The sequence below is a fragment of the Micromonospora sp. WMMD754 genome, assembly GCF_049315235.1.
Classification (GTDB): Bacteria; Actinomycetota; Actinomycetes; order Mycobacteriales; family Micromonosporaceae; genus Micromonospora; species Micromonospora sediminicola.
Genome location: NZ_CP186058.1, coordinates 1,532,670 through 1,558,890, shown reverse-complemented (window position 1 = coordinate 1,558,890; position 26,221 = coordinate 1,532,670). Strand labels below are relative to the sequence as shown.

The 26,221-nt window shown below is 72.9% G+C and carries 23 protein-coding genes and 1 tRNA gene; 16 read left to right on the top strand and 8 right to left on the bottom strand.

Features of this window, described 5'->3' with window-relative positions; genetic code table 11:
* Positions 1-69: 69 nt before the first annotated feature.
* The 4 genes from ACN27B_RS07390 (at position 70) to ACN27B_RS07375 (ending at position 7,094) form a co-directional block, all read left to right on the top strand.
* Positions 70-1,737 carry a fumarate hydratase gene (locus ACN27B_RS07390; RefSeq protein ID WP_422744065.1) on the top strand — a complete coding sequence of 556 codons (1,668 nt, stop codon included), beginning with the start codon at positions 70-72 and terminating at the stop codon, positions 1,735-1,737.
* 265 nt (positions 1,738-2,002) lie between these two features.
* The gene (locus tag ACN27B_RS07385) at positions 2,003-4,984 is read left to right on the top strand and encodes a BTAD domain-containing putative transcriptional regulator (RefSeq protein ID WP_422744063.1); all 2,982 of its coding nucleotides are present in this window, start codon (positions 2,003-2,005) and stop codon (positions 4,982-4,984) included.
* Positions 4,985-5,027: 43 nt separating this feature from the next.
* On the top strand, positions 5,028-6,437 hold the full coding sequence (locus tag ACN27B_RS07380) for a class II fumarate hydratase (RefSeq protein WP_176558977.1): 1,410 nt from the start codon (positions 5,028-5,030) through the stop codon (positions 6,435-6,437).
* 63 nt (positions 6,438-6,500) lie between these two features.
* The gene (locus ACN27B_RS07375) at positions 6,501-7,094 is read left to right on the top strand and encodes a GNAT family N-acetyltransferase (protein ID WP_099163431.1); all 594 of its coding nucleotides are present in this window, start codon (positions 6,501-6,503) and stop codon (positions 7,092-7,094) included.
* Here the strand turns inward: ACN27B_RS07375 and ACN27B_RS07370 are convergent.
* A complete protein-coding gene (locus tag ACN27B_RS07370; protein ID WP_422744060.1) occupies positions 7,061-7,606 on the bottom strand; it encodes a CGNR zinc finger domain-containing protein in 546 nt (181 codons plus the stop codon). The two genes, ACN27B_RS07375 and ACN27B_RS07370, sit on opposite strands and share 34 nt — an antisense overlap.
* A gap of 72 nt (positions 7,607-7,678) precedes the next feature.
* Here ACN27B_RS07370 and ACN27B_RS07365 point away from each other — a divergent pair, with 72 nt between their 5' ends.
* The 3 genes from ACN27B_RS07365 (at position 7,679) to ACN27B_RS07355 (ending at position 11,113) form a co-directional block, all read left to right on the top strand.
* Positions 7,679-8,641: an EamA family transporter gene (locus ACN27B_RS07365; RefSeq protein WP_099163433.1), complete on the top strand. Its 963-nt coding sequence runs from the start codon at positions 7,679-7,681 to the stop codon at positions 8,639-8,641.
* Positions 8,638-9,336: an HAD family hydrolase gene (locus tag ACN27B_RS07360; protein WP_099163434.1), complete on the top strand. Its 699-nt coding sequence runs from the start codon at positions 8,638-8,640 to the stop codon at positions 9,334-9,336. Before ACN27B_RS07365 ends, ACN27B_RS07360 begins: the two co-directional genes overlap by 4 nt.
* Positions 9,337-9,424: 88 nt before the next feature.
* A complete protein-coding gene (locus tag ACN27B_RS07355; RefSeq protein WP_422744057.1) occupies positions 9,425-11,113 on the top strand; it encodes a S8 family serine peptidase in 1,689 nt (562 codons plus the stop codon).
* A 68-nt stretch (positions 11,114-11,181) separates the two neighbouring features.
* Here ACN27B_RS07355 and ACN27B_RS07350 read toward each other — a convergent pair whose 3' ends face one another.
* Together ACN27B_RS07350 and ACN27B_RS07345 are read right to left on the bottom strand one after the other, a co-directional pair.
* A complete protein-coding gene (locus tag ACN27B_RS07350; RefSeq protein WP_422744055.1) occupies positions 11,182-12,237 on the bottom strand; it encodes a hypothetical protein in 1,056 nt (351 codons plus the stop codon).
* A gap of 401 nt (positions 12,238-12,638) precedes the next feature.
* Positions 12,639-13,286: an IclR family transcriptional regulator gene (locus ACN27B_RS07345; RefSeq protein ID WP_099163436.1), complete on the bottom strand. Its 648-nt coding sequence runs from the start codon at positions 13,284-13,286 to the stop codon at positions 12,639-12,641.
* 62 nt (positions 13,287-13,348) lie between these two features.
* Here ACN27B_RS07345 and cysS point away from each other — a divergent pair, with 62 nt between their 5' ends.
* Together cysS and rlmB are read left to right on the top strand one after the other, a co-directional pair.
* On the top strand, positions 13,349-14,764 hold the full coding sequence (gene cysS / locus ACN27B_RS07340) for a cysteine--tRNA ligase (protein WP_099163437.1): 1,416 nt from the start codon (positions 13,349-13,351) through the stop codon (positions 14,762-14,764).
* Positions 14,764-15,879: a 23S rRNA (guanosine(2251)-2'-O)-methyltransferase RlmB gene (gene rlmB / locus ACN27B_RS07335; protein ID WP_091568801.1), complete on the top strand. Its 1,116-nt coding sequence runs from the start codon at positions 14,764-14,766 to the stop codon at positions 15,877-15,879. The genes cysS and rlmB overlap by 1 nt, the downstream gene beginning before the upstream one ends.
* A gap of 60 nt (positions 15,880-15,939) precedes the next feature.
* Here rlmB and ACN27B_RS07330 read toward each other — a convergent pair whose 3' ends face one another.
* Positions 15,940-17,031, bottom strand: a complete 1,092-nt coding sequence (locus ACN27B_RS07330) for an ABC transporter ATP-binding protein (protein WP_099163439.1) — start codon at positions 17,029-17,031, stop codon at positions 15,940-15,942.
* A 365-nt stretch (positions 17,032-17,396) separates the two neighbouring features.
* Between ACN27B_RS07330 and ACN27B_RS07325 the strand changes: the two genes are divergently transcribed.
* Positions 17,397-17,473: transfer RNA gene (locus tag ACN27B_RS07325), tRNA-Thr, on the top strand.
* Between the two features lie 6 nt (positions 17,474-17,479).
* Here the strand turns inward: ACN27B_RS07325 and ACN27B_RS07320 are convergent.
* Together ACN27B_RS07320 and ACN27B_RS07315 are read right to left on the bottom strand one after the other, a co-directional pair.
* Positions 17,480-18,373, bottom strand: coding sequence for a tetratricopeptide repeat protein (locus tag ACN27B_RS07320; protein WP_422744052.1), 894 nt, complete (start codon positions 18,371-18,373; stop codon positions 17,480-17,482).
* Positions 18,374-18,499: 126 nt separating this feature from the next.
* Positions 18,500-18,964 carry a carboxymuconolactone decarboxylase family protein gene (locus tag ACN27B_RS07315; RefSeq protein WP_216642296.1) on the bottom strand — a complete coding sequence of 155 codons (465 nt, stop codon included), beginning with the start codon at positions 18,962-18,964 and terminating at the stop codon, positions 18,500-18,502.
* Positions 18,965-19,089: 125 nt separating this feature from the next.
* Between ACN27B_RS07315 and ACN27B_RS07310 the strand changes: the two genes are divergently transcribed.
* From ACN27B_RS07310 to ACN27B_RS07295, 4 genes are all read left to right on the top strand, one after another.
* Positions 19,090-19,947, top strand: a complete 858-nt coding sequence (locus ACN27B_RS07310; RefSeq protein ID WP_422744050.1) for a sigma-70 family RNA polymerase sigma factor — start codon at positions 19,090-19,092, stop codon at positions 19,945-19,947.
* Positions 19,944-20,345, top strand: coding sequence for a helix-turn-helix domain-containing protein (locus tag ACN27B_RS07305; protein WP_091568979.1), 402 nt, complete (start codon positions 19,944-19,946; stop codon positions 20,343-20,345). The genes ACN27B_RS07310 and ACN27B_RS07305 overlap by 4 nt, the downstream gene beginning before the upstream one ends.
* 35 nt (positions 20,346-20,380) lie before the next feature.
* Entirely contained in the window at positions 20,381-20,815 is a 435-nt protein-coding gene (locus tag ACN27B_RS07300) for a VOC family protein (RefSeq protein WP_091568982.1), read from the top strand.
* Positions 20,816-20,883: 68 nt separating this feature from the next.
* Complete coding sequence (locus ACN27B_RS07295; protein ID WP_422744048.1) at positions 20,884-21,498, top strand: histidine phosphatase family protein; 615 nt, start codon at positions 20,884-20,886, stop codon at positions 21,496-21,498.
* 59 nt (positions 21,499-21,557) lie between these two features.
* Here ACN27B_RS07295 and ACN27B_RS07290 read toward each other — a convergent pair whose 3' ends face one another.
* Positions 21,558-22,214 carry a type 1 glutamine amidotransferase domain-containing protein gene (locus ACN27B_RS07290; protein WP_422744046.1) on the bottom strand — a complete coding sequence of 219 codons (657 nt, stop codon included), beginning with the start codon at positions 22,212-22,214 and terminating at the stop codon, positions 21,558-21,560.
* A gap of 71 nt (positions 22,215-22,285) precedes the next feature.
* Here ACN27B_RS07290 and ACN27B_RS07285 point away from each other — a divergent pair, with 71 nt between their 5' ends.
* The gene (locus ACN27B_RS07285; protein ID WP_422744044.1) at positions 22,286-23,170 is read left to right on the top strand and encodes a LysR family transcriptional regulator; all 885 of its coding nucleotides are present in this window, start codon (positions 22,286-22,288) and stop codon (positions 23,168-23,170) included.
* Positions 23,171-23,179: 9 nt separating this feature from the next.
* Here ACN27B_RS07285 and ACN27B_RS07280 read toward each other — a convergent pair whose 3' ends face one another.
* Entirely contained in the window at positions 23,180-23,635 is a 456-nt protein-coding gene (locus tag ACN27B_RS07280) for a protealysin inhibitor emfourin (protein WP_157779171.1), read from the bottom strand.
* 172 nt (positions 23,636-23,807) lie between these two features.
* On the opposite strand from ACN27B_RS07280, the gene ACN27B_RS07275 reads away from it, so the two are divergent.
* Entirely contained in the window at positions 23,808-26,207 is a 2,400-nt protein-coding gene (locus ACN27B_RS07275; RefSeq protein ID WP_099163451.1) for a M4 family metallopeptidase, read from the top strand.
* Positions 26,208-26,221 lie beyond the last annotated feature (14 nt).

Sequence of the window (26,221 nt, the reverse complement as noted above, 5' to 3'; positions counted from 1 at the left end):
TGAGAGCGCCGTCCCACGACCGACCTGCGGGTGTCACCGATCGACGGCTCTGCCCTAGGCTTTTCGGTCATGAGCAGTGCCGCCGCCTTCTCGTACGCACCCCTGCTGCCGACCGGTCCCGACCAGACGGAGTATCGCCTGGTCACCGACGAGGGCGTGGACGTCGTCAACGGCCCGGGTGGCCGCCGGTTCCTCACCGTGGAGCCGGCCGCGCTGACCGCGCTGACCGCCGAGGCGATGCACGACATCGCCCACTTCCTGCGCCCGGCGCACCTGGCCCAGCTCCGGTCGATCATCGACGACCCGGCGGCCTCGCCGAACGACCGGTTCGTCGCGCTGGACCTGCTGCGCAACGCCAACATCGCCGCCGGCGGCGTGCTGCCGATGTGCCAGGACACCGGCACCGCGATCGTGATGGGCAAGCGTGGCCGGCACGTGCTCACCGACGGCGCCGACGCGGAGGCGATCTCGCGCGGCGTCTACCAGGCCTACACCCGGCTCAACCTGCGCTATTCCCAGCTCGCGCCGCTGACCATGTGGGACGAGCGGAACACCGGCAGCAACCTGCCCGCCCAGGTGGAGCTCTACGCCGAGGACCCGGACGGCCACCCGGACGCCTACAAGTTCCTGTTCATGGCCAAGGGCGGGGGTTCGGCCAACAAGTCCTACCTCTACCAGGAGACGAAGGCGCTGCTGAACCCGACGCGGATGATGCAGTTCCTGGAGGAGAAGCTGCGGCTGATCGGCACCGCCGCCTGCCCGCCCTACCACCTGGCGATCGTCATCGGCGGCACCTCCGCCGAGTACGCGTTGAAGACCGCCAAGTACGCCTCCGCGAAATACCTGGACGCGCTGCCGACGCAGGGCTCGATGAGCGCCCACGGCTTCCGCGACCTGGAGCTGGAGGTCGAGGTGCTGGAGCTGACCCGCAACTTCGGGATCGGCGCGCAGTTCGGCGGGCGCTACTTCTGCCACGACGTGCGGGTGGTCCGGCTGCCCCGGCACGGGGCCTCCTGCCCGGTGGCGATCGCGGTCTCCTGCTCGGCCGACCGACAGGCGGTCGCCAAGATCACCCCGTCCGGCGTCTGGCTGGAGCGGCTGGAGACCGACCCGGCGCGGTTCCTCCCCGACGTCACCGACGAGACGCTGGAGACCGAGGAGGTCGTCCGCGTCGACCTGAACCGGCCGATGGACTCCATCCGCGCCGAGCTGTCGAAATACCCGGTGAAGACCCGCCTGTCGCTGACCGGTCCGCTGGTGGTCGCCCGGGACATCGCCCACGCCAAGATCGCCGAGCGGCTGGACGCCGGTGAGCCGATGCCGCAATATCTGCGCGACCACGCGGTCTACTACGCCGGCCCGGCCAAGACGCCCGAGGGCTACGCGTCCGGTTCGTTCGGCCCGACCACGGCCGGCCGGATGGACGCCTACGTGGAGAAGTTCCAGGCCGCCGGCGGTTCGCTGGTGATGCTGGCCAAGGGCAACCGGTCCGGCCAGGTCACCCGCTCCTGCGCGGCCCACGGCGGCTTCTACCTCGGCTCGATCGGCGGACCGGCGGCCCGCCTCGCCCAGGACTGCATCAAGCACGTCGAGGTGCTCGAATATCCCGAGCTGGGCATGGAGGCGGTCTGGAAGATCGAGGTGGAGGACTTCCCCGCCTTCATCGTCGTCGACGACAAGGGCAACGACTTCTTCGCCGAGGTCACCAAGCCGGTGCTCACGGTCGGCCGGCGCTGACCCGCTGACGGCGCGAGGGGCGCCCGGGAGTCCTCCCGGGCGCCCCTCCGCGTGTCCGCTGTGCACCGACATCGGTGCGCCCGCCCGGCTGGACGGCCGGACGGGCGCACCGCCCCCGTCGGATGCCGTCACCGACAACCCGGGACGAGTCTGGTCGCCGTCGCTGTCGATCCGCTATCACATCGCTATCGCCTCGACAGGGCATTCCGTGACCATCGGGCTACGCTGCTGGAAGTTGCACTCACGGGGGCGGGTGGTGGCACAGATGCGCTTCGGGATCCTGGGACCCCTGCGGGTCGGCGGTGGTGAAGCCACCGTCACCGCGGGTCGGGACCGGATCGTGCTCGCCATGCTGCTGCTGCGCGCCGGGCGGGTGGTGTCGACCGAGGAACTGGTCGACGCGGTCTGGGAGGAGCGCCCGCCGGCCACCGCGCGGGCCCAGCTCCAGATCTGCGTGTCCCGACTTCGGCAGCGGTTCGCCCTGCTCGGGCTGCCCGCCGAGACCATCGTCACCGACCCGGCCGGCTACGGCATCCGGGTCGAGCCGGACGACCTCGACGCCGAGGTCTTCGCCCGCGGGGTGGAGACGGCCCGCGCGGCGGCGGCCGGCGGCCGGGTGGCGGACGCGCGGCGGCACTACCGGGCGGCCCTGGCGCTCTGGCGGGGTCCGGCGCTGGCGGGGGTTCCGGCCCGGAGCGTCCGGCGACGGGCCCAGACGCTCGACGAGCAGCGGCTCGCGGTGCTGGAGGAGTGCGTCGACGTGGAGCTGCGGCTGCGGCGCGCGGCCGACCTGGTCGACGAGCTGGCCGAGAACGTCGAACGCCACCCGCTGCGCGAGCGGCTGCGCGGGCAGCTGATGCTGGCCCTGTCCGCGCTCGGGCGCCAGGCGGACGCGCTCGCCGTCTACCGGGAGGGCCGGCGGATCTACGCCGACGAGCTGGGCATCGAACCCGGTGCGGCGTTGCAGGAACTGCACCAGCGGGTGCTCGCCGGTGACCTGGCGCTGGGCGGGTCGGAGACGCGCGCCGCCACGCCGGTGCGGGCGCTGCCCCGGGCCATCAGCGACTTCACCGGCCGGCAGCAGACCGTGGCCCGGCTGGTCAAGGAGATCGAACAGGACGGTGTCCGGGTCCACCTGGTCGACGGCATGGCGGGCAGCGGCAAGACCACGCTCGCCGTCCAGGTGGCGACCGCGCTGGGCGAGCGCTTCCCGGACGCGCAGCTCTTCGTCGACCTGCACGGGCACAGCGAACGCAGCCCGTTGAGCACGGCCGCCGCGGTGGCCACCCTGCTCCGGCAGCTCGGTGTGCCGGCCGAACGCGTACCGGTGGACCTGGCGGACCGGCTGGCCATGTGGCGCTCCGAGCTGGCCGGACGGCGGGCCGTCGTGGTGCTCGACAACGCGGCGGACGCCGCCCAGGTCGTACCCTTGCTGCCCAACGGCCCGGACTGCCTGGTGCTGATCACCAGCCGTCGGCGGCTGATCGGCCTGGACGGCGGCCGGCCGTCCTCGTTGCCGGTGCTCGACGCCGACGAGGCGGTCGAACTGCTCGCCCGGGTGGCCGGCGCGGAGCGGGTCTGGGCGGAGCCCGACGCCGCCGCGGAGGTGGCCCGTCGCTGCGGCCATCTCCCGCTCGCCCTGCGGCTGGCCGGCGCCCGGCTCGCGCACCGGCCGCGGTGGCGGGTGGCCGACCTGGCCGAGCGGCTGGCGACCGCGGCGGATCCGCTGGCCGAGCTGACCGCCGGGGAACGTTCGGTGGCCCGGGCCTTCGCCCTGTCGTACGAGCAGGTGGCTCCGGCCGCGCAGCGTGTCTTCCGCCTGATCGGGCTGCACCCGGGCGCCCGGGTCGACAACCGGGTGGCGGCGGCGCTCGCCGACCTGTCGCTGCCGGAGGCGCAGGACGCACTCGACGACCTGGTCGACGCACACCTCGTCGAGGAGGTGGAGCCGGGCCGCTACGGGCTGCACGACCTGATCCGGGAGTACGGGCGCACGCTCGGCGCGGACCGGGAGACCGCGGCGGAGCGGCGGGCGGCGCTGGAACGGCTCCTCGAATACCACCTTCAGGTCGCTCTCGCCATCGCCCGCGTGATGGAGCTGCCCGGCAACGGTCACCTGTTCGACCTGCCCGAGCCGGCCCGGCCGGACCTCGTGGCCGCCGTCGCCCCCCTCGGCCGGCCCTGGTTCGACGAGAACGGGGCCGCCCTGCTCGCCCTGATCCGGCTGGCGGAGGTCGAAGGATTTCCGCGGTACTGCTGGCAGCTCGCCCGCGCCTGCTGGAAGGCGCACTTCGACGGGGGTCACCTCGACGAGCTGGTCGAGGCGCACACCATCGGCCTGCGCGCCGCCCTGGCCCTCCAGGACGACGAGGCCGTGGCGATGACGCTCAACTACCTCGCCTCGGCGCACTTCCGTCGGGCCCGCTTCGCCGAGGCCGTGCGGCTCACCGAGGCGTCCGTCGAGGTCTACCGGCGGCTCGGCCGGCGCCACGCGCTCCGCAACTCACTGAACAACCTGGGCACCGCCTACTCCCACAACGGCGACCACCGGCGGGCGATCGAGACGTACGCGGCCGCCACGCAGCTCGCGCGGGAGCTGGACGAGGCCGCGGCGCTGGCGAACGTGCTCAACAACACGGCGCTGTCGTTGCTGTTGTGGGGGCGGTACGACGAGGCGCTGGAGGTGTCCCGCCGGCATCTCGTGCTGGCCCGGGAGACCGGTGACTTCCGGCAGCTCAGTCAGGCCGTGGGGCACGTCGCGATGGCCCGGCACCGGCTGGGTCACCGGGGCCCGGCCCGGCGGCTGCTCCACGTCGCGTTGCGCCTCAAGCGCCGGGCCGCCAACCGCTACGGCGAGGGCGAGGTGCTCAACGAGATCGGCGTGCTGGAACGCGAGGCCGGCTTCCCGGACCGGGCGGCCGCCCGGCACCGGACCGCGCTCGCCGCGATGACCGACGCCGGCGACGTGATCGGGCAGTGCGCCTCCCGGAACCTGCTCGCCCGGGCGATCGGAGACCAGGGCGACGTCAGCAGCGCGTTGGACCTGCACCGCCGGGTGCTCACCGACGCCACCCGGCTCGGCGCGCGCTACGAGCAGGCCCGGGCGCTGGACGGCATGGCCCGGTGCCTGCGGTACACCGACTCCGACCAGGCACGGCGGTACGCCAACCGGGCGGTGGCGCTGTTCCGTCAGATCGAGTCGCCGGACCGGTGGGCCACCGAGGAGTTGCTGGCCGAGCTGGGTTGAGCGCCCCCCGCTTTCCCTGCACGCCGACGGCCGGCGCGGCAGGATGGTATGCGTGACGACTCCAGAGGCGACCGGCTACCGGATCGAACGCGACTCGATGGGCGAGGTGGAGGTGCCCGCCGAGGCGCTGTGGCGGGCGCAGACCCAGCGCGCGGTGCAGAACTTCCCGATCTCCGGACGCGGGCTCGAACCGGCCCAGATCAAGGCGCTGGCGCAGATCAAGGGGGCGGCGGCCCAGGTCAACGGTGAGCTGGGGGTGATCGACGCGGACGTGGCGGAGGCGATCGCCACCGCCGCCGCGCACGTTGCCGACGGCGGCTACGACGACCAGTTCCCGGTGGACGTCTTCCAGACCGGCTCCGGCACCTCGTCCAACATGAACACCAACGAGGTCATCGCCACGCTGGCCGGCCGGGAGCTGGGCCGCGACGTCCACCCGAACGACCACGTGAACGCCTCGCAGTCCAGCAACGACGTCTTCCCGACCTCGATCCACCTGGCCGCCACGCAGTTCGTGGTGGAGGACCTGATCCCCTCGCTGAAGCAGCTCGCGGGCGCGCTGGAGGAGAAGGCGGCCGAGTTCGAGACGGTGGTCAAGGCGGGCCGCACCCACCTGATGGATGCCACGCCGGTCACGCTCGGGCAGGAGTTCGGCGGCTACGCCGCCCAGGTCCGCTACGGCGTGGAGCGACTGGAGTCCGTGCTGCCCCGGCTGGCCGAGCTGCCGCTGGGCGGCACCGCTGTGGGCACCGGCATCAACACCCCGCTCGGCTTCGCCGGCAAGGTGATCGGCCGGCTGCGGGACTCCACCGGCCTGCCGCTCAGCGAGGCGCGTAACCACTTCGAGGCGCAGGGCGCCCGGGACGCGCTCGTGGAGACCTCGGGCCAGCTCCGCACCATCGCGGTCGGCCTCTACAAGATCGCCAACGACGTACGCTGGATGGGCTCCGGGCCGCGCGCCGGCCTGCGCGAGCTGCGCATCCCCGACCTCCAGCCCGGCTCGTCCATCATGCCGGGCAAGGTGAACCCGGTGGTGGCCGAGGCGATGCGCCAGGTCTGCGCCCAGGTCATCGGCAACGACGCGGCGGTGGCGTTCGCGGGCTCGCAGGGCGACTTCGAGTTGAACGTGATGCTCCCGGTCATGGGCCGCAACCTGCTGGAGTCGATCAAGCTGATCGCCGCGTCGAGCCGGTTGTTCGCCGAGCGCCTGGTGGCCGGCCTGGTCGCGGACGCCGAGGTCTGCCTGGCGTACGCGGAGGGGTCGCCGTCGATCGTCACCCCGCTCAACCGCCACCTGGGCTACGACGAGGCCGCCTCGATCGCCAAGGAGGCGCTGGCCAAGCAGGTCTCCATCCGGGAGGTGGTGATCTCCCGGGGGCACGTCGACTCGGGCACGCTCACCGAGACCCAGCTCGACGAGGCGCTGGACCTGCTCCGGATGACCCACCCCTGAGCGGGACGCCGCGACGCCGGTAATTGCCTCGCCCCGTCACCGGGTGCGCGGGATGATCCGACCGTGCCTGACGACGGGGTGTTGCTGGAGACCGCGCGGCTGACGCTGCGCCGGTTCACCATGGACGACGTGGGCCGGCTGGTCGAGCTGGACGCCGACCGGGAGGTCATGCGGTTCCTCACCAACGGTGAGCCGACGCCCGCCGGGACGATCCGGCACGAGGTGTTGCCCCGGCTGCTGGGGCAGTACGGCCGTCACCCCGGGCTCGGCCGCTGGGCGGCGCTCGACCGGTTCACCGGCGAGTTCCTGGGTTGGCTCGCGCTCGATCCGTCCGACGACGGCGCCGAGGGGGAGCTGGGCTACCGGCTGCGCCGCGCCGTGTGGGGGCACGGCCTGGCCACCGAGGGGGCGCGGGCGCTGGTGCGGCACGCGTTCGAGACGGTCGGCGTGCGGCGGGTGTGGGCCGAGACCATGGCGGTCAACGATCGCTCGCGCGCGGTGATGGCCCGCGCGGGGTTGCGCTGGGTGCGCACCTTCCACCTGACGTTCGACGACCCGATCCCGGGTACGGAGCACGGTGAGGTGGAGTACGAGCTGCGCCGCGAGGAGTGGCCCGCGGCGCGTCAGGAGTGGGACGCCGCCCTGCGGGCGCGGTAGGCGCTCACCGCGGCCCGGTTGCCGCAGCCGGCGTCGCAGAACCGGCGGGACCGGTTCTTCGACAGGTCGACCAGCACGTTGGCGCAGTCCGGGTGGTCGCAGTGCCGCAGCCGGCGCAGTTCACCCATGCGGATCAGGTCGGCCAGGGCCATCGCGGCCTCGACGGCCATCCGGGTCGCCAGCGGCGCGTCCCGCGGCACGGCGTGCAGATGGTAGGGCTCGTCGTCGTGCCGGATGAGCTGCGGCAGCGCGTGCGACTCGCGGAGCAGGCCGTTGACGATGTCCACCACCTCGTCGGCGTCGGCGTGCCAGACGCGGTGCAACCGGGGCCGCAGGGCGCGGACCTGGCGCAGCTCGACGTCGGTGTGTTCGTGCCGGCCGCTGAAGCCGTGGACGCTGACGAAGTCGTCGAGGGCGCCCACGTCGGGCAGCTCGTCCCGGCCCGGACCCGCCGTGTTCACCAGTGCGGCGGCGGCGACCAGCGCGCACTCCGTGTCATGAGCAAAGAGCACCTTGACTCCTGTCGGAGGTTCCGCCTAGCGTCATCAGCATAACGCTTTTTTACTCATGACCAGGAGTTGCCCATGCGTGAACGGCCCCGCGCCGGGCTCGGTCTGGCCCTGCTCTCCGCGCTCGCGTTCGCCACCTCGGGCACGTTCGCCCGCCCCCTGCTCGACGGGGAGTGGTCGGCCGCCGCGGTGGTGATCGCCCGGGTCGGTGTCGCCGCGCTGGTGCTGGGCGTGCCCGCCCTGCTCGCGCTGCGCGGCCGATGGCCGGTGCTGCGCCGCAACGGGGTCGCGGTGGTGCTGTTCGGTCTGCTCGGCGTGGCGCTGGCCCAGGCCTGCTTCTACAACGCCGTCCAGTATCTGCCGGTCGGGGTGGCGCTCATGCTGGAGTACCTCGGCATCGTGATGGTGGTCGGATGGATGTGGCTGGTCCACGGGCAACGCCCACGGCTGCTGACCGTGGCCGGCTCGCTGACCGCCCTGTGCGGGTTGGCGCTCGTCCTCGACCTCACCGGCGCCGGCGGCCTCGACCCGGTGGGCGTGCTCTGGGGTTTGGGCGCCGGCGTCGGGCTGGCCGGTTACTACGTCATCGCCGGCCGCGTCGACGCCGAACTGCCGTCGGTGGTGATGGCCAGCGGCGGCATGGCCGTCGGGGCGCTGGTGCTGCTGCTGCTCGGCGCGGTCGGGGCGTTGCCGCTGGCCGCCGGCACCGGGGACGTCAGCTTCGCCGGGCACCGGATGAGCTGGCTGGTGCCGATCGTCGGGCTGTCGCTGATCGCCGCCGTCGTCGCCTACCTGGCCGGCGTCGCCGGGGCCCGGTTGCTCGGTGCGCGGCTCTCTTCCTTCATCGGGCTGACCGAGGTGATGTTCGCGGTGCTGATCGCCTGGCTGGTGCTGAACGAGTTGCCCAGCGGGATCCAACTGGTCGGCGGCGTCTTCATCGTCGGCGGCGTCGCGCTGGTCCGGATGGACGAGTTGCGGGCCGGACCCGAGTCGGCGGCACCCGCTCCGCCCGCGCCGGCACTGGCCGGCGAGCGATGAGCACGCCCCGCGCCGCGGTCGTCTTCGACGCCGACGAGACCCTGATCGACCTGCGCCCGGCGGTCACCGGCGGGCTGGTCGCCGTACTCGAGGAGATGCGGCGGCGGACCCCGGCGGCGGCCGACGTGTCCCTCGCGGACCTGGAGGGGGACTGGGGTGCGGTCTTCGGCGCGCTCAGCGCCGCACCGGTGCAGGAGATCCGACGGGCCGCGCTGGCCCGGTCGCTGGCCCGGGCCGGACTGGACGCGCACCTGGACGAGTTCGCGACGCTGTTCTTCGCCCGCCGGTACGCGCTGAGCAGGCCGTTCCCCGACGCGCTGCCGGCGCTGGCCGCGCTGCGCCCGCACCACCTGCTGGGCTTCGCCACCAACGGCAACAGCCGCGCCGAACGCTGCGGCCTGCCCGGCCAGTTCGCCTTCGAGCTGTACGCGCACGAGGGCGGCCTACCGAAGAAGCCGGCGCCGGCGTTCTTCGCGGCCGTGGTCGCGGCCGCCGGACTGCCGGCCGCGCGCATCGTCCACGTCGGCGACTCGCCGGAGCACGACGTGGTCGCCGCCCAGCGGGCCGGGCTGCGCGCGGTCTGGCTCAACCGGGGCGGACTGCCCCGCCCGCCCGGGCTCGACCCCGACGCGGAGGTGTCCACGCTGGCCGAATTGCCCGAGGCCATCGCGGCGTTGACAAGTGCGAATGCCTGATTGGGGTCTATACCGGACGTGGATCTGGCGGAACTCGCTCCCGTGATGTGGGATGACACCACGTCCCTCAACGAGAGGATCTGATGTGGTGAGCAAGCGCTTCACCGCCGGCGCGGTCGCGGCTGCGGCCTCGCTGGCACTCACGGTGACCGGCCTGGGCGTTCCGGCGGCCGCCGCGCCGTCCAGCACCCGGACCTTCACCGTGCTGGCCGAGAGCGGCGTCTCCAACGACGCCGCCATCGCCGCGATCACCGCGGCCGGTGGCAAGGTCGTCTCCCGTACCGACGACGTCGGCCTCTTCCAGGTGACCAGCGACCGGGCGGACTTCGCCAGCCGGGCCACCGCCGCCGGCGCGCTGCTCGGTGCGGCCGAGGAGAAGGCGATCGGCAGCAAGCCGAAGCTGGACCGGGTCGAGCAGGAGCACCTGCTGGCCGCCGTCGCGAGCAAGGGCAAGGCCGCCAAGGGCAAGGCCAAGAAGATGGACCCCTTGGACGACAAGCTCTGGGGTCTGGACATGATCCGGGCCGACAAGGCCCGCACGATCGAGCCGGGTGACCGTCGGGTGACCGTCGGCGTGCTGGACACCGGCGTCGACGCCAGCCAGCCGGACCTGGCCCCCAACTTCAACTGGGCGCTGTCGCGCAACTTCGCGCCGGACCTCGTCGACGTCGACGGCCCGTGCGAGGTGGCGAGCTGCCTCGACCCGGTCGGCACCGACGACGGCGGGCACGGCACGCACGTGGCCGGCACCATCGGCGCCGCCGCCAACGGCTTCGGCCTCTCCGGCGTGGCGCCGAAGGTCTCCCTGGTCGAGCTGAAGGGTGGCCAGGACAGCGGCTACTTCTTCCTCAACCCGGTGGTCAACGCCCTGGTCTACGCGGGCCGTTCCGGCCTGGACGTGGTCAACATGTCCTTCTACGTCGACCCGTGGCTCTACAACTGCACCGCCAACCCGGCCGACTCGCCGGAGGCGCAGGCCGAGCAGCGGACCATCATCGAGGCCATGAAGCGGGCGCTCACCTTCGCGCACCGCAAGGGCGTCACGCTGGTCGGCGCGCTGGGCAACAACCACGAGGACCTCGGCAACCCGCGCACCGACGTGAGCAGCCCGGACTACGGCTCCGACCCGTACCCGCGGCCGATCGACAACGCGAGCTGCTGGGACCTGCCCACCGAGGGCCCGCACGTGATCGGCGTGTCGGCCGTCGGCCCGTCCGGCAAGAAGGCCGACTTCTCGAACTACGGCACCGAGCAGATCTCGGTGGCGGCTCCGGGCGGTTGGTTCCGCGACGGCTTCGGCACCGACACCTACCGCGCCGACGCCAACATGATCCTCTCCACGTACCCGAAGAAGGTGCTGCAGGAGGAGGGCTCGGTCGACGAGGACGGCAACATCGTCGCCGGCTTCGAGAACTCGGTGTTCAAGCAGTGCACCGCCAAGGGTGAGTGTGGCTACTACACCTACCTCCAGGGCACCTCGATGGCGTCCCCGCACGCCGCGGGCGTGGCGGCGCTGATCGTCAGCCGCTACGGCAAGCAGCAGGGCCGCAACGGCTTCGGCATGTCGCCGGACCTGGTCGAGCAGCACCTCTACCGGACGGCGGCCGAGCACGCCTGCCCGGAGCCGCGGCTGCAGACCTACACCAACGAGGGTCGGGACGCCGAGTTCAACGCGTACTGCGCGGGCTCGCTGAACTTCAACGGCTTCTACGGCTACGGCATCGTCGACGCCTACGCCGCGGTGAAGACCCCGCTGAAGCCCAACGCTCGCCCGTAACACCCGTTCGACCGTCGTGGCGGTGTCCGGTACTCCCGGGCGCCGCCACGTCGGCTTTCTCGCGCTCGTCACGGCCGCCAGCCCCGGGCCACCAGGGCAGTGCGGATCTCCCGGACCAGCGCGGGGAACTCCTTGCGCAGGCGACGGCCGGTCACGTGCAGCACCAGCCAGCCGGCCTCGACGAGCTGGTTGAGGCGCCGCCGGTCCAGGTGCATCCGGTCGGCGTCGGAGTGCCACTGGCCGTCGTACTCGACCGCGACCCGGAACTCCGGCCACGCGAGATCGGGATGCAGGATCAGGCCGGTCGACACGCGCACCGGATGCTGGGCCACCGGACGGGGCAGGCCGGCGAACATCAGCCGCACCCGCAGGTGGGACTCGGGCGGAGAATGAGCCAGCCCGTCGGTCAGGCCGAACACCCACGCCGCCCGTCGGCCTCCGGGGCGACCGACGTTCCGGGCCGCCTCGCTGGCCAACTCCGCGCGGCCCACCGAGCCGGTGCGCAGCAGGCCGTCGATGATGCCGACCGCCTTCACCGGCTCGGCCCAGACCGCGGTCTCCCAGGCACAGGTCACCGGATCGGTGCGGGGCGGTGGCTCGGTCATGACCAGGGGCAGGCCCGATGATCGGTCCGCCGCAGGCGACGAGGGCGTGCGAGCGGGCGGACCGGTGCGCCTGGTCGGCGTGGTGCCCGCGGCCGCGCCGGTGACGGCGGCCCTGGTGGTGCCGGGGGTTGTGGCTGTGCCGGCCGGGACCAGGAGGCCGCAGCGGGTGGTCGACATCGGGGCATGGTGCACCCGCACACCCGGTTGCGAGTCGGCCCTGACCGTGGCCGGCAGCAGGACGTGCACGTCGTCCGTGAAGCCGGCAGCGTGCTCGACACCGTGCAGGTAGGCCGCAGAGGGGCCGGCGACCAGAGTGCCGGGTGGCATGCGCAGCAGAGCCGCGCGGCAGGTCAGCGCGTGATCACGGTCGAGCCGCGCGTCGGCGTAGACGTCCTGCCGGAGCCGGATCCAGGACGCCCCCCGGAGGTGGTGTCGGGACAGCAGGCCGCGCCGGATCGCGGCCGAGCCCCGGAAGACCTGCCAGGCCAACTCCGCTGGTCGATGAGGATGAGGTGGCATGCGACCAGCCTGGCGTGGTCGGGGCGGCACTCGACACCCCTGTGGACAGCCGCGGCCGAGCCATCCACCGCGACCTGTGGACAACCGCCTCACCCGGCCGCCGGTGTGGTAACGCCTCGCGCTCGGGCCGCAGGGTGATCGACTGCGGTTCGGGGAGGTGGTGGCGTCCGGGCGTGGTGATGCAGCAACTTCGGCGTAGTGGTGGGGGATGGGCTTCGGTGGGGTCACTTCCGGGGTGGCGGTGCTGCGGTGGGAGGGTCGGGTGGTCTGGCCGGCGCGTCCCCGGTCGTTGATCGTCTGCAGTTCGGCGAGGTGGTGGCGTCCGGGCTGTGGTGATGCCGCCACGTCGGCGGACTGGCGTGGGCCGCCCGGCCAGGCCTCGTGTCGGCGGGTGAGGCGGATCAGGAGAGGGCGGCGGCGACCGCCTCGGCGGCGGCGGTGACCTGGGCGCCGACCTCGATCACGTCGAGCGGGGTCAGCGAGACCACCCCCACGCTCCCCTCCAGCCCTGGCACCCCGAGCACCGGCGCCGCCACCCCGTACGCGCCGGACTGCAACTCGCCGCTGGTGCTGACCGGCCCGGACTCGCCGGCCCGCCCGGCCAGCACCGCCCGCCCGGCCGCGCCCCGCTCCAACGGATGCCGGGAGCCGGTGCGATAGGCCACGTGGAAGGCGGTCCAGCTCGGCTCGACCACGGCCAGCGCCACCCCCTCGCCACCCTCGACGACGGTCAGGTGGGCGGTCGCCCCGGTCCGCTCGGCGAGCCGGCGCAGCGCGGGCAGCGCCCCCTCGGCGAGCAAGGGCTGGGCCCGGCGGGCCAGGTGCAGCACGCCCATGCCGATCCGCAGCCGGCCCTCGCCGTCGCGCCGGAGCATGCCGTGCCCGGTCAGCGCGCCGACCAACCGGTAGACCGCCGCGCGCCCGATGCCGAGCCGCTGCGCCGCCTCGGTGACGGTCAGCCCGCCCGGGGCGTCCGCCACGAGGTGCAGCAGGCGCAGCCCGCGGTCCAGGGTCTGCGCCGTCTCACCCGGGCGTGCCGCCGTGTCCACGCACGCAGCGTACGGCCCGGCTCCGCCCAACCGGGAAATGTGCGGACGGCTACGCTTGTGAGGTGACGCTACGCCTGTATGACACCGCCACCCGATCGGTGCGGGACTTCGTCCCGCGGGAAGCCGGCAAGGTGGGGGTCTACCTGTGTGGTCTCACGCTCCAGGCCCCGCCGCACATCGGTCACCTTCGCTCCGGCGTCAACTACGACGTGCTGCGCCGCTGGCTGCTGAGCAAGGGCTTCGAGGTCACGTTCATCCGCAACCTCACCGACATCGACGACAAGGTCCTGGCCAAGGCGATGGAGCAGGGGCGACCGTTCTGGTCGATCGCCTACACGAACGAGCAGCTCCTCTCCGCGTCCTACCGGGCACTGAACGTGCTCCCGCCGACCTACGAGCCGCGGGCCACCGGTCACGTGCCGGAGATGCAGGAGCTGATCGCCCGGTTGATCGAGACCGGGCACGCCTACCCGGCCACTGACGGCTCCGGCGACGTCTACTTCGACGTGGCCTCCTGGCCGGCCTACGGGTCGCTGTCCGGCCAGTCGCCGGCCGACATGCAGTCCGCCGGGGACGCCCCCGACCGGGGCAAACGGGATCCGCGTGACTTCGCGCTCTGGAAGGGCGCCAAGCCGGACGAGCCGGCCGACGCCTACTGGCCGTCGCCGTGGGGTCGCGGCCGACCCGGCTGGCACATCGAGTGCTCGGCCATGTGCTGGCGCTACCTGGGCGCCGAGTTCGACATCCACGGCGGCGGGCTCGACCTGACGTTCCCGCACCACGAGAACGAGATCGCCCAGTCCCAGGCCGCCGACCTGCCGTTCGCCCGCTACTGGGTGCACCACGGCCTGCTCGGCATCGGCGGCACCAAGATGGGCAAGTCGTTGGGCAACACGCTCGACCTCGACTACGTGGCCTCGCTCGGGGTCCGCCCGGTGGAGCTGCGCTACTACTACGTCGCCGCGCACTACCGCTCCCGCATCGACTACTCGGAGGACGCGCTGCGCGAGGCCGCGGTCGCGTACCGGAGGGTCGAGGGCTTCGTGCAGCGGGCGGTCGAACGGGTCGGCGCCGCCCGGCCCGGCGACCTGCCGGCCGGTTTCGCGGCGGCGATGGACGACGACCTGAACACCTCGGCGGCGCTGGCGGTGCTGCACGAGGTGGTCCGGGACGGCAACACGGCGTTGACCGCCGGCGACGATGTGACCGTCCGCACGACGCTCGCCGCCGTGCGGGCGATGCTGGATATCCTCGGCGTCGACCCCCTGGACCCGGCGTGGACCGGCGGTGGGCGCACGGACGACCTGCGCGGTGTGGTGGACTCGCTGATCGCGCTCGCCCTGGAGCAGCGCGCCCAGGCCCGCAGCCGCAAGGACTGGACCGCCGCCGACGCGGTCCGCGACCAGCTCAAGCAGGCCGGCGTGGTCGTCGAGGACACCCCCCAGGGCCCGCGTTGGACTATTGGAGAGCAGGACTGATGGCCGGCAACTCGCAGCGCCGTGGCCGGCGACTGACGTCGAAGTCGGGCGCCCCCAAGGGCACCGGTGGCAAGAACAAGGACTCCCTCGCCGGGCGGGGCCGCACCCTGCCGGCGGACGAGCGGCCGTGGCACAAGGCGTACTCGGGCACCGAGAAGCTGCCCCAGCGCACCGCCTGGAAGCAGGACAAGGAGCGCCGCGCCGCCGCCGAGGAAGGGCGCGCGCCCAAGATTGGCAACCCGGGCACCAAGGACACCACCTGGGGCAAGGGCACCCGGGCCGGCGTGCCGCTGAAGGGCGGCAAGGGCAAGCCCGGCGGCCGTGGCGGCCCCCGGGTGGCGCCGGGGCGCAAGGCCAACCCGGCGAAGGACAGCCCCGAGCTGCTGGTCGGGCGGAACCCGGTGCTGGAGTCGCTGCGCACCCAGGTGCCGGCCACCGCGCTCTACACCGCGCAGGGCATCGACGTGGACGACCGGGTCAAGGAGATCGTCCGCACCGCCGCCGACCGGGGCATCGCGATCCTGGAGGTCAGCCGCGCCGAGCTGGACCGGATGACCGGCGGCGTGCTGCACCAGGGCGTCGGCCTCCAGGTGCCGCCGTTCGCCTACGAGCCCTTCGACGACCTGGTCGCCGCCGCGCTGGAGCAGGCCGCCCCGCTGCTCGTCGCGCTGGACGGGGTCACCGACCCGCGTAACCTCGGCGCCGTCATCCGGTCGGCCGCCGCGTTCGGCGCGCAGGGTGTGTTCGTACCCGAGCGGCGTGCCGCCGGGATCACCGCGACCGCCTGGCGGACCAGCGCCGGCGCGGCCGCGCGCGTGCCGGTCGCCCAGGTCACCAACCTGACCCGGTCGCTCAAGGCGTGCAAGGACGCCGGCTTCGTCGTGGTCGGCCTCGACGCCGACGGGCAGACCGACCTGTACGACCTGGAGGCCGCGGTCGGCCCGCTGGTCGTGGTGGTCGGCTCGGAGGGACGCGGGCTGTCCCGCCTGGTCGGCGAGACCTGCGACCTCACCGTCAGCATCCCGATGGTCTCGGACGTGGAGTCGCTCAACGCCAGCGTCGCCGCCGCGGTCACGCTCGCCGAGGTCGCCCGCCGTCGGTCCGTCGAGGCCTGACCGCACGTACGACGAAGGGGCGGTCCGCCACGGCGGACCGCCCCTTCGCTGTCGCTGACGTCAGATCCGCTTGCCGGTGGTGGCGTGGAAGACGTGGTTGCGCCCGGCACGCGGCTTGACGAACACGGTGTCACCCATGTTCGGCATGCTGCGCCGGTCGGTGCGAACCACGAACCGCTCGTTGTGGCCCTCCAGCGCGGCGTGGCCGTAGATGTTGGCGTCGGAGCCCAGGTCCTCGACCAGCTCGACCACGACCGGCATGCCGCCCTCGGACGGGCTCACCAGGTCGCAGTCCTCCGGACGGAAGCCGACGGTCACCTTGCCGTCGCCGCCCTCGGCCCGGGCCGCCGCGACCTGCTCGCGGGTCAGCGGCACGGTCATCTCGGCGAACGCGGCGCCCTGCTCGGCCAGCGGCACCGTCTTGATGTTCATGGCCGGGGAGCCCATGAAGCCGGCGACGAAGACGTTGGCCGGGGTGTCGTAGAGCGCCCGCGGGGTGTCCACCTGCTGGAGCACGCCGTCCAGCATGACCGCCACCCGGTGACCCATGGTCATGGCCTCGACCTGGTCGTGGGTGACGTAGACCGTGGTGACGCCGAGCTTCGCCTGGAGTGAGGCGATCTGCGTACGGGTCTGGACGCGCAGCTTGGCGTCGAGGTTCGACAGCGGCTCGTCCATGAGGAAGACCTGCGGCTCGCGGACGATCGCGCGGCCCATGGCGACACGCTGGCGCTGACCGCCGGAGAGCGCCTTCGGCTTGCGGCTGAGGAACTCCTCCAGCTGGAGCAGCCCGGCCGCCTCCTTGACCCGCCGGTCGATCTCCGACTTCGAGGTCTTGCGCAGCTTGAGGGCGAACGCCATGTTCTCGTACACCGTCATGTGCGGGTAGAGGGCGTAGTTCTGGAAGACCATCGCGATGTCGCGGGCCTTCGGCGGGAGGTGGGTGACGTCCCGGTCGTCGATGTAGATCGCGCCGTCGTCGACGTCCTCCAGGCCGGCGAGCATCCGCAGGCTGGTGGACTTGCCGCAGCCGGACGGGCCGACCAGGACGAGGAACTCCCCGTCACCGATCTGGAGGTCGAGCTGGTTGACGGCGGGGCGCTCGGTGCCCGGATAGATCCGGGACGCCTTCGCGTAGGTGACCGTAGCCATGATGGAGCGCTTCCTTTCACCGGCAGGAACGTGCCGGACGATCCGAGTGAAGGAGCGACCGGCGCCCAAGGCACCGGCCAACGGGGTCGTCGCTCAGGGCAGCCGAGGCCAACCGGAGTGTCGTCCGTGTCACTGCACCGTAAACGGCTTTCGCGGCCGTGCCAAGACGAGGAACAGCGGGTGGGACGGACGGCATACACATTTCGGTCAGCCGGGCACGGCGAGGCATCAATCTCCCCGCCCGAAGCGCGTCAGACCGACGATCCGTCGGCGCGGCCGGTCGGGAAATTGACGTTTTCCGTGCTCGGGAGCCCTGCCAGGCGGGATTTCCGGAGGCCACTCGCTATGCTGAGCCCGTCACACGCGCCCCTGTAGCTCAGCTGGCCAGAGCACTCGCCTTGTAAGCGAGATGTCGCCGGTTCGATCCCGGCCGGGGGCTCCAGTTCCATCAGGCGACCCGGGCCGACTCGCGCGCCGGGCCGCCGGTGGCGTCCTCCTCCGGCAGGCGTCCCGCCCGCCGGTGCCGGAGTCGGAGCGCGAGCGAGAAGAGCAGCGATATCGCGACGGCCGCGAGCCCGAAGGCGGCAGCCATGGTCGCCGTGCGGGTACCGCCCCAGAGCGCCCCGGCGGCACCGGCCCCTGCCACACCCGCGGCCCCGACGATCCCGCGCCAGGTCAGCACCAGTGGCACGGTGCCCGCCGTCCGGCCGACCACGGCGGCGACGATCATGACGGCCACGCCGGCAACCGTGGGCCACATCGTCCAGCTGGTGTCGGTGGAGCCGTCGTCGATGGCGATCCAGCGCAGGAACAGCAGGCACGAGGGCGGGTGTGCCGCGAGGAGTAGAAGGGTCGCCGCGCCACGGCGGCGGATCCGCCGGTCCAGCCGAGCGCTGTGCCGGGCCGGCGCGCTGCTCGGGTCGACGCTGAGCGCCCGCCGGTAGAGCTCGCGGAACCGGGCCATGTCGCGGTCGACGGTGAGCACATTGGCGGCGAGCAGGCTCAGCGCCTCGGGATCGTCCGGGGCGAGTTCGACCGCGCGTCGCGCGTCGGCATACGACGCCCGGTGCCGACCCAGCAGGTGCCGGGCCAGCGCCCGATGCCGCCAGGCCGCCACGTCGCCGGGGTCGATGTCGATCGCGCGACCGGCCGCGTCGATCGCGCCGGCCCAATCGTCCAGCCCGATGAGCGCGCCGGCCAGTCGACGCCACGCGAGGCTGTCGTCCGGGTGGGTCCGCAGGTGCGCGCGCAGCAGCGCGACCGCGGGCCGGAACTCCTGGGCGAGGGCCAGGTCACGGGCGCGCGCGACGGCGTCCTCGACCGGGGCGGACGGCGATTCCACGTGGCTGCTCCTCGATGGGATGATCAGCGAGCACCGAAGTATCACCCGGCGGGTCGGCGGTCGAGGGCCCACCCGGTCCGGGCCGGCGCGGAGGCCGAGGGTGGGGGCCCGCGCCGGCCCCGAGGATCAGCCCCAGTTCTGCGGGGCCGGCTGCCGGGTGGTCGCGTTGATCCGGTTGAAGAAGTTGGTGGTGGCGATCCAGAGCACCAACGCCGCCAGTTCCTTCTCCCCGAAGTGCCGGGCCGCCTCGGTCCACACCGCGTCCGGCACCGCGTCGCCGCGGTCGGCGAGACGGGTGGCGTGCTCGGCCAGGTCGAGCGCGGCCCGCTCGGCGTCGGTGAAGTACGGCGTCTCCCGCCACGCCGCCACCGCGAACAGCCGCTCCTCAGTCTCGCCGTTCTTGCGGGCGCCGCGCGCCCCCGAGTCGACGCAAGCGCTGCATCCGTTGATCTGGCTGGCCCGCAGGTGGACCAGCTCCAACGTGCCGCCGGGCACGCCGGCCGAGTGCGCGGCCCGGTAGAGCAGGTTGACCGCCTTGACGGTGTCCGGGAGCAGCGCGGCCGGGTTCGGCATGCGGGCTTCGAGGCTCATGGTCGTCCGTCCTGTCCTTGTAGGCTGGGCGGCGTCCGTTCGCCGTCCTCGCCCGTCTGTCGAGATCCGGGCCGGTGGTGTGACGGATGTGACGGCGATCACGCGGCGGTGAAGGGCGGGGGGTCGTGACCGACGCGGACCTGGTGGCCCGGCGCTTCGAGGAGCAGCGGCCCCGCCTGCGGGCGGTGGCCCACCGGATGCTCGGCTCGGCCGCCGAGGCGGACGACGCGGTGCAGGACGCCTGGCTGCGGCTGAACCGGGCCGACATTCCCGGGATCGACAACCTGCCGGGCTGGCTGACCACCACCGTCGGCCGGGTCTGCCTGGACCGGTTGCGGTCGGCCGGGCATCGGCACGAGGAGACCGTCGACGCGGTGGGCGAGGAGCCCTCGACCGTGCCGGAGCCGGAGCAGGAGGCGCTGCTCGCCGAGCGGGTCGGGCACGCGCTCCAGGTCGTGCTGAGCACGCTCGGCCCCACCGAGCGGCTGGTGTTCGTGCTGCACGACATGTTCGCCGTCTCCTTCGAGGAGATCGCGCCGGTGGTCGACCGCAGCGCCCCGGCGGTACGGCAGATCGCCGGCCGGGCCCGTCGCCGGGTGCAGGGCCGTTCCGCCGATCCGGTGACCGACCCGGCCCGGCAGCGTCGGGTCGTCGAGGCGTTCCTCGCCGCGTCCCGGGAGGGTCGCTTCGACGACCTGGTCGCGCTGCTCGACCCGCACGTGGTGCTGCGGGAGGACGCCGCCGCCGTACGGATGGGTGGCAGCGCCGAGGTCCGTGGCTCGTCGGCGGTCGCCGGCTTCTTCAACGGTCGGGCGCAGGCGGCGGTGCCCGCCTGGGTCGACGGAGCGGCCGGCGCGGCGGTGGTGCTCGACGGCCGGATCCGACTCGCGCTCAGCTTCGCCGTCACCGACCGGATCATCGGCATCGAGGTGGTGGCCGACCCGGACCAACTCGCCGACCTCGACCTGGTGGTCGCCGGATGAGTCGGGCGACCGAGGAGTCCAACCGGGCCATGCTGCGGGCCCGGGACGCGATGGACCGGGCGTACGCGCAGCCGCTGGACATCCCCGCGCTGGCCCGGATCGCGCACGTCTCCGAGTCGCACTTCATCCGGACGTTCCGGGCCACCTTCGGCGAGACGCCGCACCGCTACCTGCAGCGGCGTCGGGTCGAGCGGGCCATGTCCCTGCTGTTGGAGACCGACCGGGACGTCACCGACATCTGCCTCGCGGTCGGCTTCACCAGCCTCGGCACGTTCAGCCGGACGTTCCGCGACATCGTCGGGGAGTCGCCCCGCGACTTCCGGCGGCGCCGGTCCGCCGCCGCGAACGTGCCGAGCTGCTTCGCCAAATCCTGGACCAGACCCAGCAGTTTTGGATAAGCAGCAGGTCAGGGCGGTGCTCTAGCGTCGACGGCATGACGATGACTTCGATTTCCCGCTCGCAGATCTACGTGCTCGACCAGGACGAGGCGCTCGACTTCTACGTCGGCAAGCTGGGCATGGAGGTGAACACCGACCAGGATCTCGGCTTCATGCGCTGGCTCACCGTGAACGTGCCGGGTGACGCCGAGCGGGAGATCCTGCTGGAGAAGCCCGGCCCGCCGGCGCTGGACCCGAAGACCGCCGAGCAGGTCCGCGAGCTGCTCACCAAGGGCGCCGCCGGTGGCTTCCTGTTCCTGACCACTGACGACGCGCACAAGACGTACGCGGATCTGGTGGCCAAGGGGGTCGAGGTGACCGACGAGCCGACCGACCGGCCGTACGGGATCGACTTCGGGATCCGGGACCCGTTCGGCAACCGGATCCGGATCGGCCAGATGCACCCGCGGGAGCAGTGGGCGAACGGCTGACCACGGGGCTGCGGGGTCGGGGAGCGACCGACTAGGGTCGGCCACTCCCGATCCTGAAGGGGTGACCGATGGCGAGCCGCCTGTTGTTCCTGGCCCGGCACGGCGAGCAGGAGGACACCGGGACGGAGGCGCCGGAGGTCGGCCTCTCCGCGCGGGGGCGCCGGCAGGCGACGCTGCTCGGCGAGCGGCTGCGCGGCGCGCGCATCGACGCCGTGCACCACGGGCCGCTGGCCCGGGCCGCGGAGACCGCCGCGCTGGTCGCGAAGGAGCTGCCGGGCGTTCCGGTCCACGAGGACGAGCGGGCCGGCGACCACATGCCGCACGACACCGACCCGACCGGCCTGCCGGCGCGGTACGCCGCGTTCCTCGCCGAGTTCACCGACGCGGAACGGCGGGACGGGCCGCGCGTGACGGCGGAGGCGGTGGCCCGGTTCGCCACCGCCCCCGCCGAGGGCGACGTCCGGGAGCTGGTGATCACGCACAACTTCCTGGTCGCCTGGCTGGTCCGGCACGCGCTGGAGGCGCCGGAGCGCCGCTGGATCGGGCTCAACCACGCCAACTGCGCGCTGACCGTGATCCGCTACAGCGACGCCGGCCCGCCGACGGTGGTCGCGCTGAACGACGCCGCCCACCTGCCGCCCGACCTGCGCGCCACCGGCTTCCCCGACGACTACCGGTTCTGACACCCGAACCACGCCCGCCTCGCGGAACGACGCGCGAGGCGGGCGGCGCGCCCGACGGGTCAGCCGCGGAGCTTGACCACGGCTTCGGCGAGCGCGCGGGCCGACTGCGGGTTCTGGCCGGTGACCAGGCGGCCGTCGACCACCACGTGCTCGGTGAAGTTCGGCGCCGGGACGTGCTGCGCGCCGGCCTCGGTGAGCTTGTCGGCGAGCAGGAACGGCACCTCTTCGGTGAGGCCGACGGCCGCCTCCTCGTCGTTGGTGAAACCGGCCACCCGCTTGCCGGCGATCAGCCGCGAGCCGTCGGAGAGGGTGAGGTTCACCAGCGCCGACGGGCCGTGGCAGACGGCGGCCACCACGCCGCCGCGCTCGTAGACCGCCCGGGCGATGCGGGCCAGGTCCGGGTCGTCGGGGAAGTCCCACATGGTGCCGTGGCCGCCGGCGAAGACGATCACGTCGTAGCCGTCCGGGTCCACGGTCGCGGCCTTCGGGGTGTCCGTCACGCCGGCCGTCGCCAGGAAGTCGTTCTGGGTCCGGTCGTCGGTGTCCCGGCCGTCGACCGGCGGCTCGCCGCCGGCCACGGACACCAGGTCGACGTCGTACCCGGCGGCCCGGAAGACCTCCCACGGCTCGGCGGCCTCGCCGACGTAGTAGCCGGTCTTGCGGCCGGTGGCACCGAGTTCGGAGTGGCTGGTCAGGGCGATGAGTGCACGAGTCATGCCACCATGCTGGCGCGCTGATCCATAGCTGACCAATAGGCAAGAGTCACGTCGGCGATAGGTTTGCTGATGTGAAGGTGTCCCTGGACCTGCTCCGCAGCTTCCTCGCCGTGCACCGGGCCGGGTCGGTCACCGGCGCGGCCGAGCTGTTGGGTGTGGCGCAGCCCACGGTGACCGCGCAACTGCGCGCGCTGGAGGAGGCGGTCGGTCGGCCGCTCTTCGACCGACTGCCGCGCGGTGTCACCCCGACCGCCGCCGGGGACGAGCTGGCCCGCCGGGTGGCCGAGCCGCTGGACCGGCTGGCGGCCGTGCTGACCGACGAGCCGGAAGCCGCGTACGCCCGGACGGTCTTCCTCGGCGGGCCGGCCGAGCTGCTCGCGGAGCGGGTGCTGCCGGCGCTGGGCGGGCTGGTGGCCGAAGGGCTGGAGCTGCGGGTCGCGGCCGGGCTGCCGGATCGGCTGCTGGACGACCTGGTGGCCGGCCGGCTCGACCTGGCGGTGACCAGCGTGCGGCCGCGTCGGCGGGGGGTGGTGGTGGAGCCGCTCTACGACGAGGAGTTCGTGCTGGTGGCGGCACCGGCCTGGGCCGATCGGCTACCGGACCCGGTGACCCCGGCGGCGCTGCGGGACGTGCCGCTGGTCGCCTACGGGGAGGAGGCGCCGATCCTGCGCCGGTACTGGCGGACCGTCTTCGACACCCGGCTCACCCGCACGCCGAGCCTGGTCGTGGCGGACCTGCGGGCGGTCCGGGCGGCGGTGGTGGCCGGTGCGGGGGCGAGCGTGCTGCCCGCGTACCTCTGCCGGGGTGAGCTGGCCTCCGGCGCGGTGCGGGCGCTGCTCGCGCCGCCGGTGCCCCCGCTCAATACGCTCTTCCTCGCGGCGCGGCCGGCGGTGGCCGGCCGGCGCGAGGTCCAGGCCGTGCGCCGGGCGTTGCTGGCGGCGGCGCCCGGCTGGTGAGCGGGCGGGTCAGCCGGTGGCGCGGGTGAGCAGGTCGACCACCTCGGCGGTGGCGGCCGGCGGGGTGGCCTGCGGCGGGCAGTCCACGTAGGAGCTGGTGGTCGGCCCGATGGTGAGCTGGTAGCTGAACGCGTCGGCGCACATGGTCGCCGGCACGGTGACGGCGGCCTCGGCGGTGAGCCGGGGGTCGGCGGCGAGCCGCCGCAACCGGTCGAGGTCCGCCTCGGAGAGCCGGCCCTCGCGTTCGGCGCCGGCCCGGTCGGTGGTCGTCCAGGTGCCGTCCGCGTGCACGGTGATGGTGTCGGTGAGCCCGGCGATGCCGCCCGAGCGCACGAGCACCACCTCGACGCCGGGCAGTGACGTGACGGCCGGGCCGACGCGCGCCGGTGAGTCGGTCCGGGCGCAGCCGGCGAGCGGGATCAGGAGGGCGGCGACGGCGGCCGCCACGGCGGGGGCTGCTCTCATGCCGGATCGGACGCACGGCGAGGCCACCCGGTTCCGGACCACCGCGTCCTCCTCATCCGTTCGGTCAGTGTCTTGGACGGGAAGCCGTCGACCTCTTTCACGTTCTTCGATGTATCGCTATATCTACACCAGTGACTACCCCCGTCACAACTTCGCCTTCGGAGGAGGGCCCGTGAAAAGATCCGTCGCCGCCGTCAGCGCAGCGCTGCTCACCAGCGGCGTGCTGACCTGCGTCACCACCACGGCGCACGCGGCAGCGCCCAGCGCCCCCAGCCCCGAGCCCGCCGCCGCGGCCCGGGCCGACAGCCTGGTCCGTGCCAACCCCGGCGCCGTCCAGGGCGCCAGCGGGGAGGCCTACCAGGCCGTCCGCACCAAGGTCGACCCCTCGGGGGCGGCGCACACCCGCTACTCCCGGACCTACCGTGGCCTGCGGGTCTACGGCGGTGACTTCGTCGTCCACACCGCCCCGAACGGCACCATGACCGGCACCTCGGTCGGCCTGTCCGCCCCGCTCACCCTGGGCACCACCGCCAAGGTGGGCGCGTCCGCGGCCAAGGCCAGCGCGCGCAAGGCGTTCTCCGGCACCCTCACCTCGATCGGCGCGCCGGAGCTGTTCGTCGACGCCAGCAGCGGCAAGGGCCGGCTGGCCTGGGAGACGGTCGCCACCGGGTGGAAGGCGGACAAGCAGACGCCGTCGAAGCTGCACGTGGTCACCGACGCCAGCACCGGCAAGGTGATCGGCTCGTACGACGAGATCGAGTCGGTGGTCGGCAGCGGCCAGGGCATCTACACCGGCACGGTCAGCATCGACACGACGCTCTCCGGCAGCACCTACCAGATGATCGACCCGTCGCACGGCAACGGCCGGACCTGCGACATGAACAACGGGACCTCGACCTGCACCACGTTCACCGACGCGGACAACGCGTGGGGCAACGGCGCCACCTCCAACCGGCAGTCCGCCGGCGTGGACGCCCACTTCGGCGCCGCCAAGACGTTCGACTACTTCAAGAACGTGCACGGCCGCAACGGCATCTTCGGCAACGGGCAGGGCGTGCCGAGCCGGGTGCACTACGGCAACAACTACGTCAACGCCTTCTGGGACGGGTCCCAGATGACCTACGGCGACGGCTCGGGCAACTCCCGCCCGCTGGTCTCGCTGGACGTCGCCGGGCACGAGATGAGCCACGGCGTCACCGAGGCGCTGGCCGGGCTGGTCTACTCCGGTGAGTCCGGTGGCCTGAACGAGGCCACCAGCGACATCTTCGGCAACATGGTGGAGTTCTACGCCGCCGCGCCGAGCGACCCGGGCGACTACCAGGTCGGTGAGAAGATCAACATCAACGGCAACGGTACGCCGCTGCGCTACATGTACAACCCGTCGCTGGACGGCTCGTCCGACTCCTGCTGGTCCACCAGCACGAAGAACAAGGACGTGCACTACTCCTCCGGCGTCGGCAACCACTTCTTCTTCAACCTCGCCGAGGGCACCGGCTCCACCGCGTACGGCACCTCGCCGGTCTGCGGCTCGGCCCCGGCGGTGACCGGCATCGGTCGCGCCAAGGCGGAGAAGATCTGGTACCGGGCGCTCGACGTGTACTTCACCTCGAACACCTCGTACGTCAACAACACCACCCCGTCGAACACCGCCCGGGCGTACACCCTGAAGGCGGCGACCGACCTGTACGGCAACTGCTCGACCGAGTACAAGGCCGTCCAGGCGGCGTGGACCGCGGTGAACGTGGCCGGCAACGACGCCCCGTGCAGCTCCACCGGCAACGACTTCTCCGTCTCGCTCTCCCCGACCGCCGGCTCGGTGACCCAGGGCGGGTCCGCCACCGCCACCGTCGCCACCGCCACCACCAACGGGGCCGCGCAGACCGTGACGTTCTCCGCGTCCGGCCTGCCGACCGGCGCCACCGCGTCGTTCAGCCCCGCCTCGGTGACCTCGGGCGGCTCGTCCACCCTCACCATCGCCACCAGCGCGAGCACCCCGACCGGCACCTACTCGGTGACGGTCACCGGCAGCGCCGCGTCGGGCACGAAGACCGCGACCTACTCGCTGACCGTCACCGGCACCGGCGGCGGCTGCACCGGCGCGGGTCAGAAGCTCGGCAACCCGGGCTTCGAGTCCGGCAACACGGTCTGGTCCGCCAGCTCCGGCGTGATCGGGCAGTACGGCTCCCAGGGCCAGCCCACCCACGGCGGGACCTGGAACGCCTGGCTGGACGGCTACGGCAGCACCCACACCGACACGCTCTCGCAGTCGGTGAGCCTGCCGTCGGGCTGCTCGACGTACAACTTCAGCTTCTGGCTGCACATCGACTCGGCGGAGACCACCTCGAGCGTGCAGTACGACAAGCTGACCGTGCAGGTGCTCAGCTCCTCCGGCTCCGTGCTGGCGACGCTGGCGACCTACTCGAACCTGAACAAGGCCAGCGGCTACAGCCAGAAGTCGTTCTCCCTGGCCTCGTACGCCGGGCAGACGGTGACCCTGAAGTTCACCGGCACCGAGGACAGCTCGCTGCAGACCTCGTTCGTCGTGGACGACACCGCGGTCAACGTCTCCTGACCTGACCGCCCGAC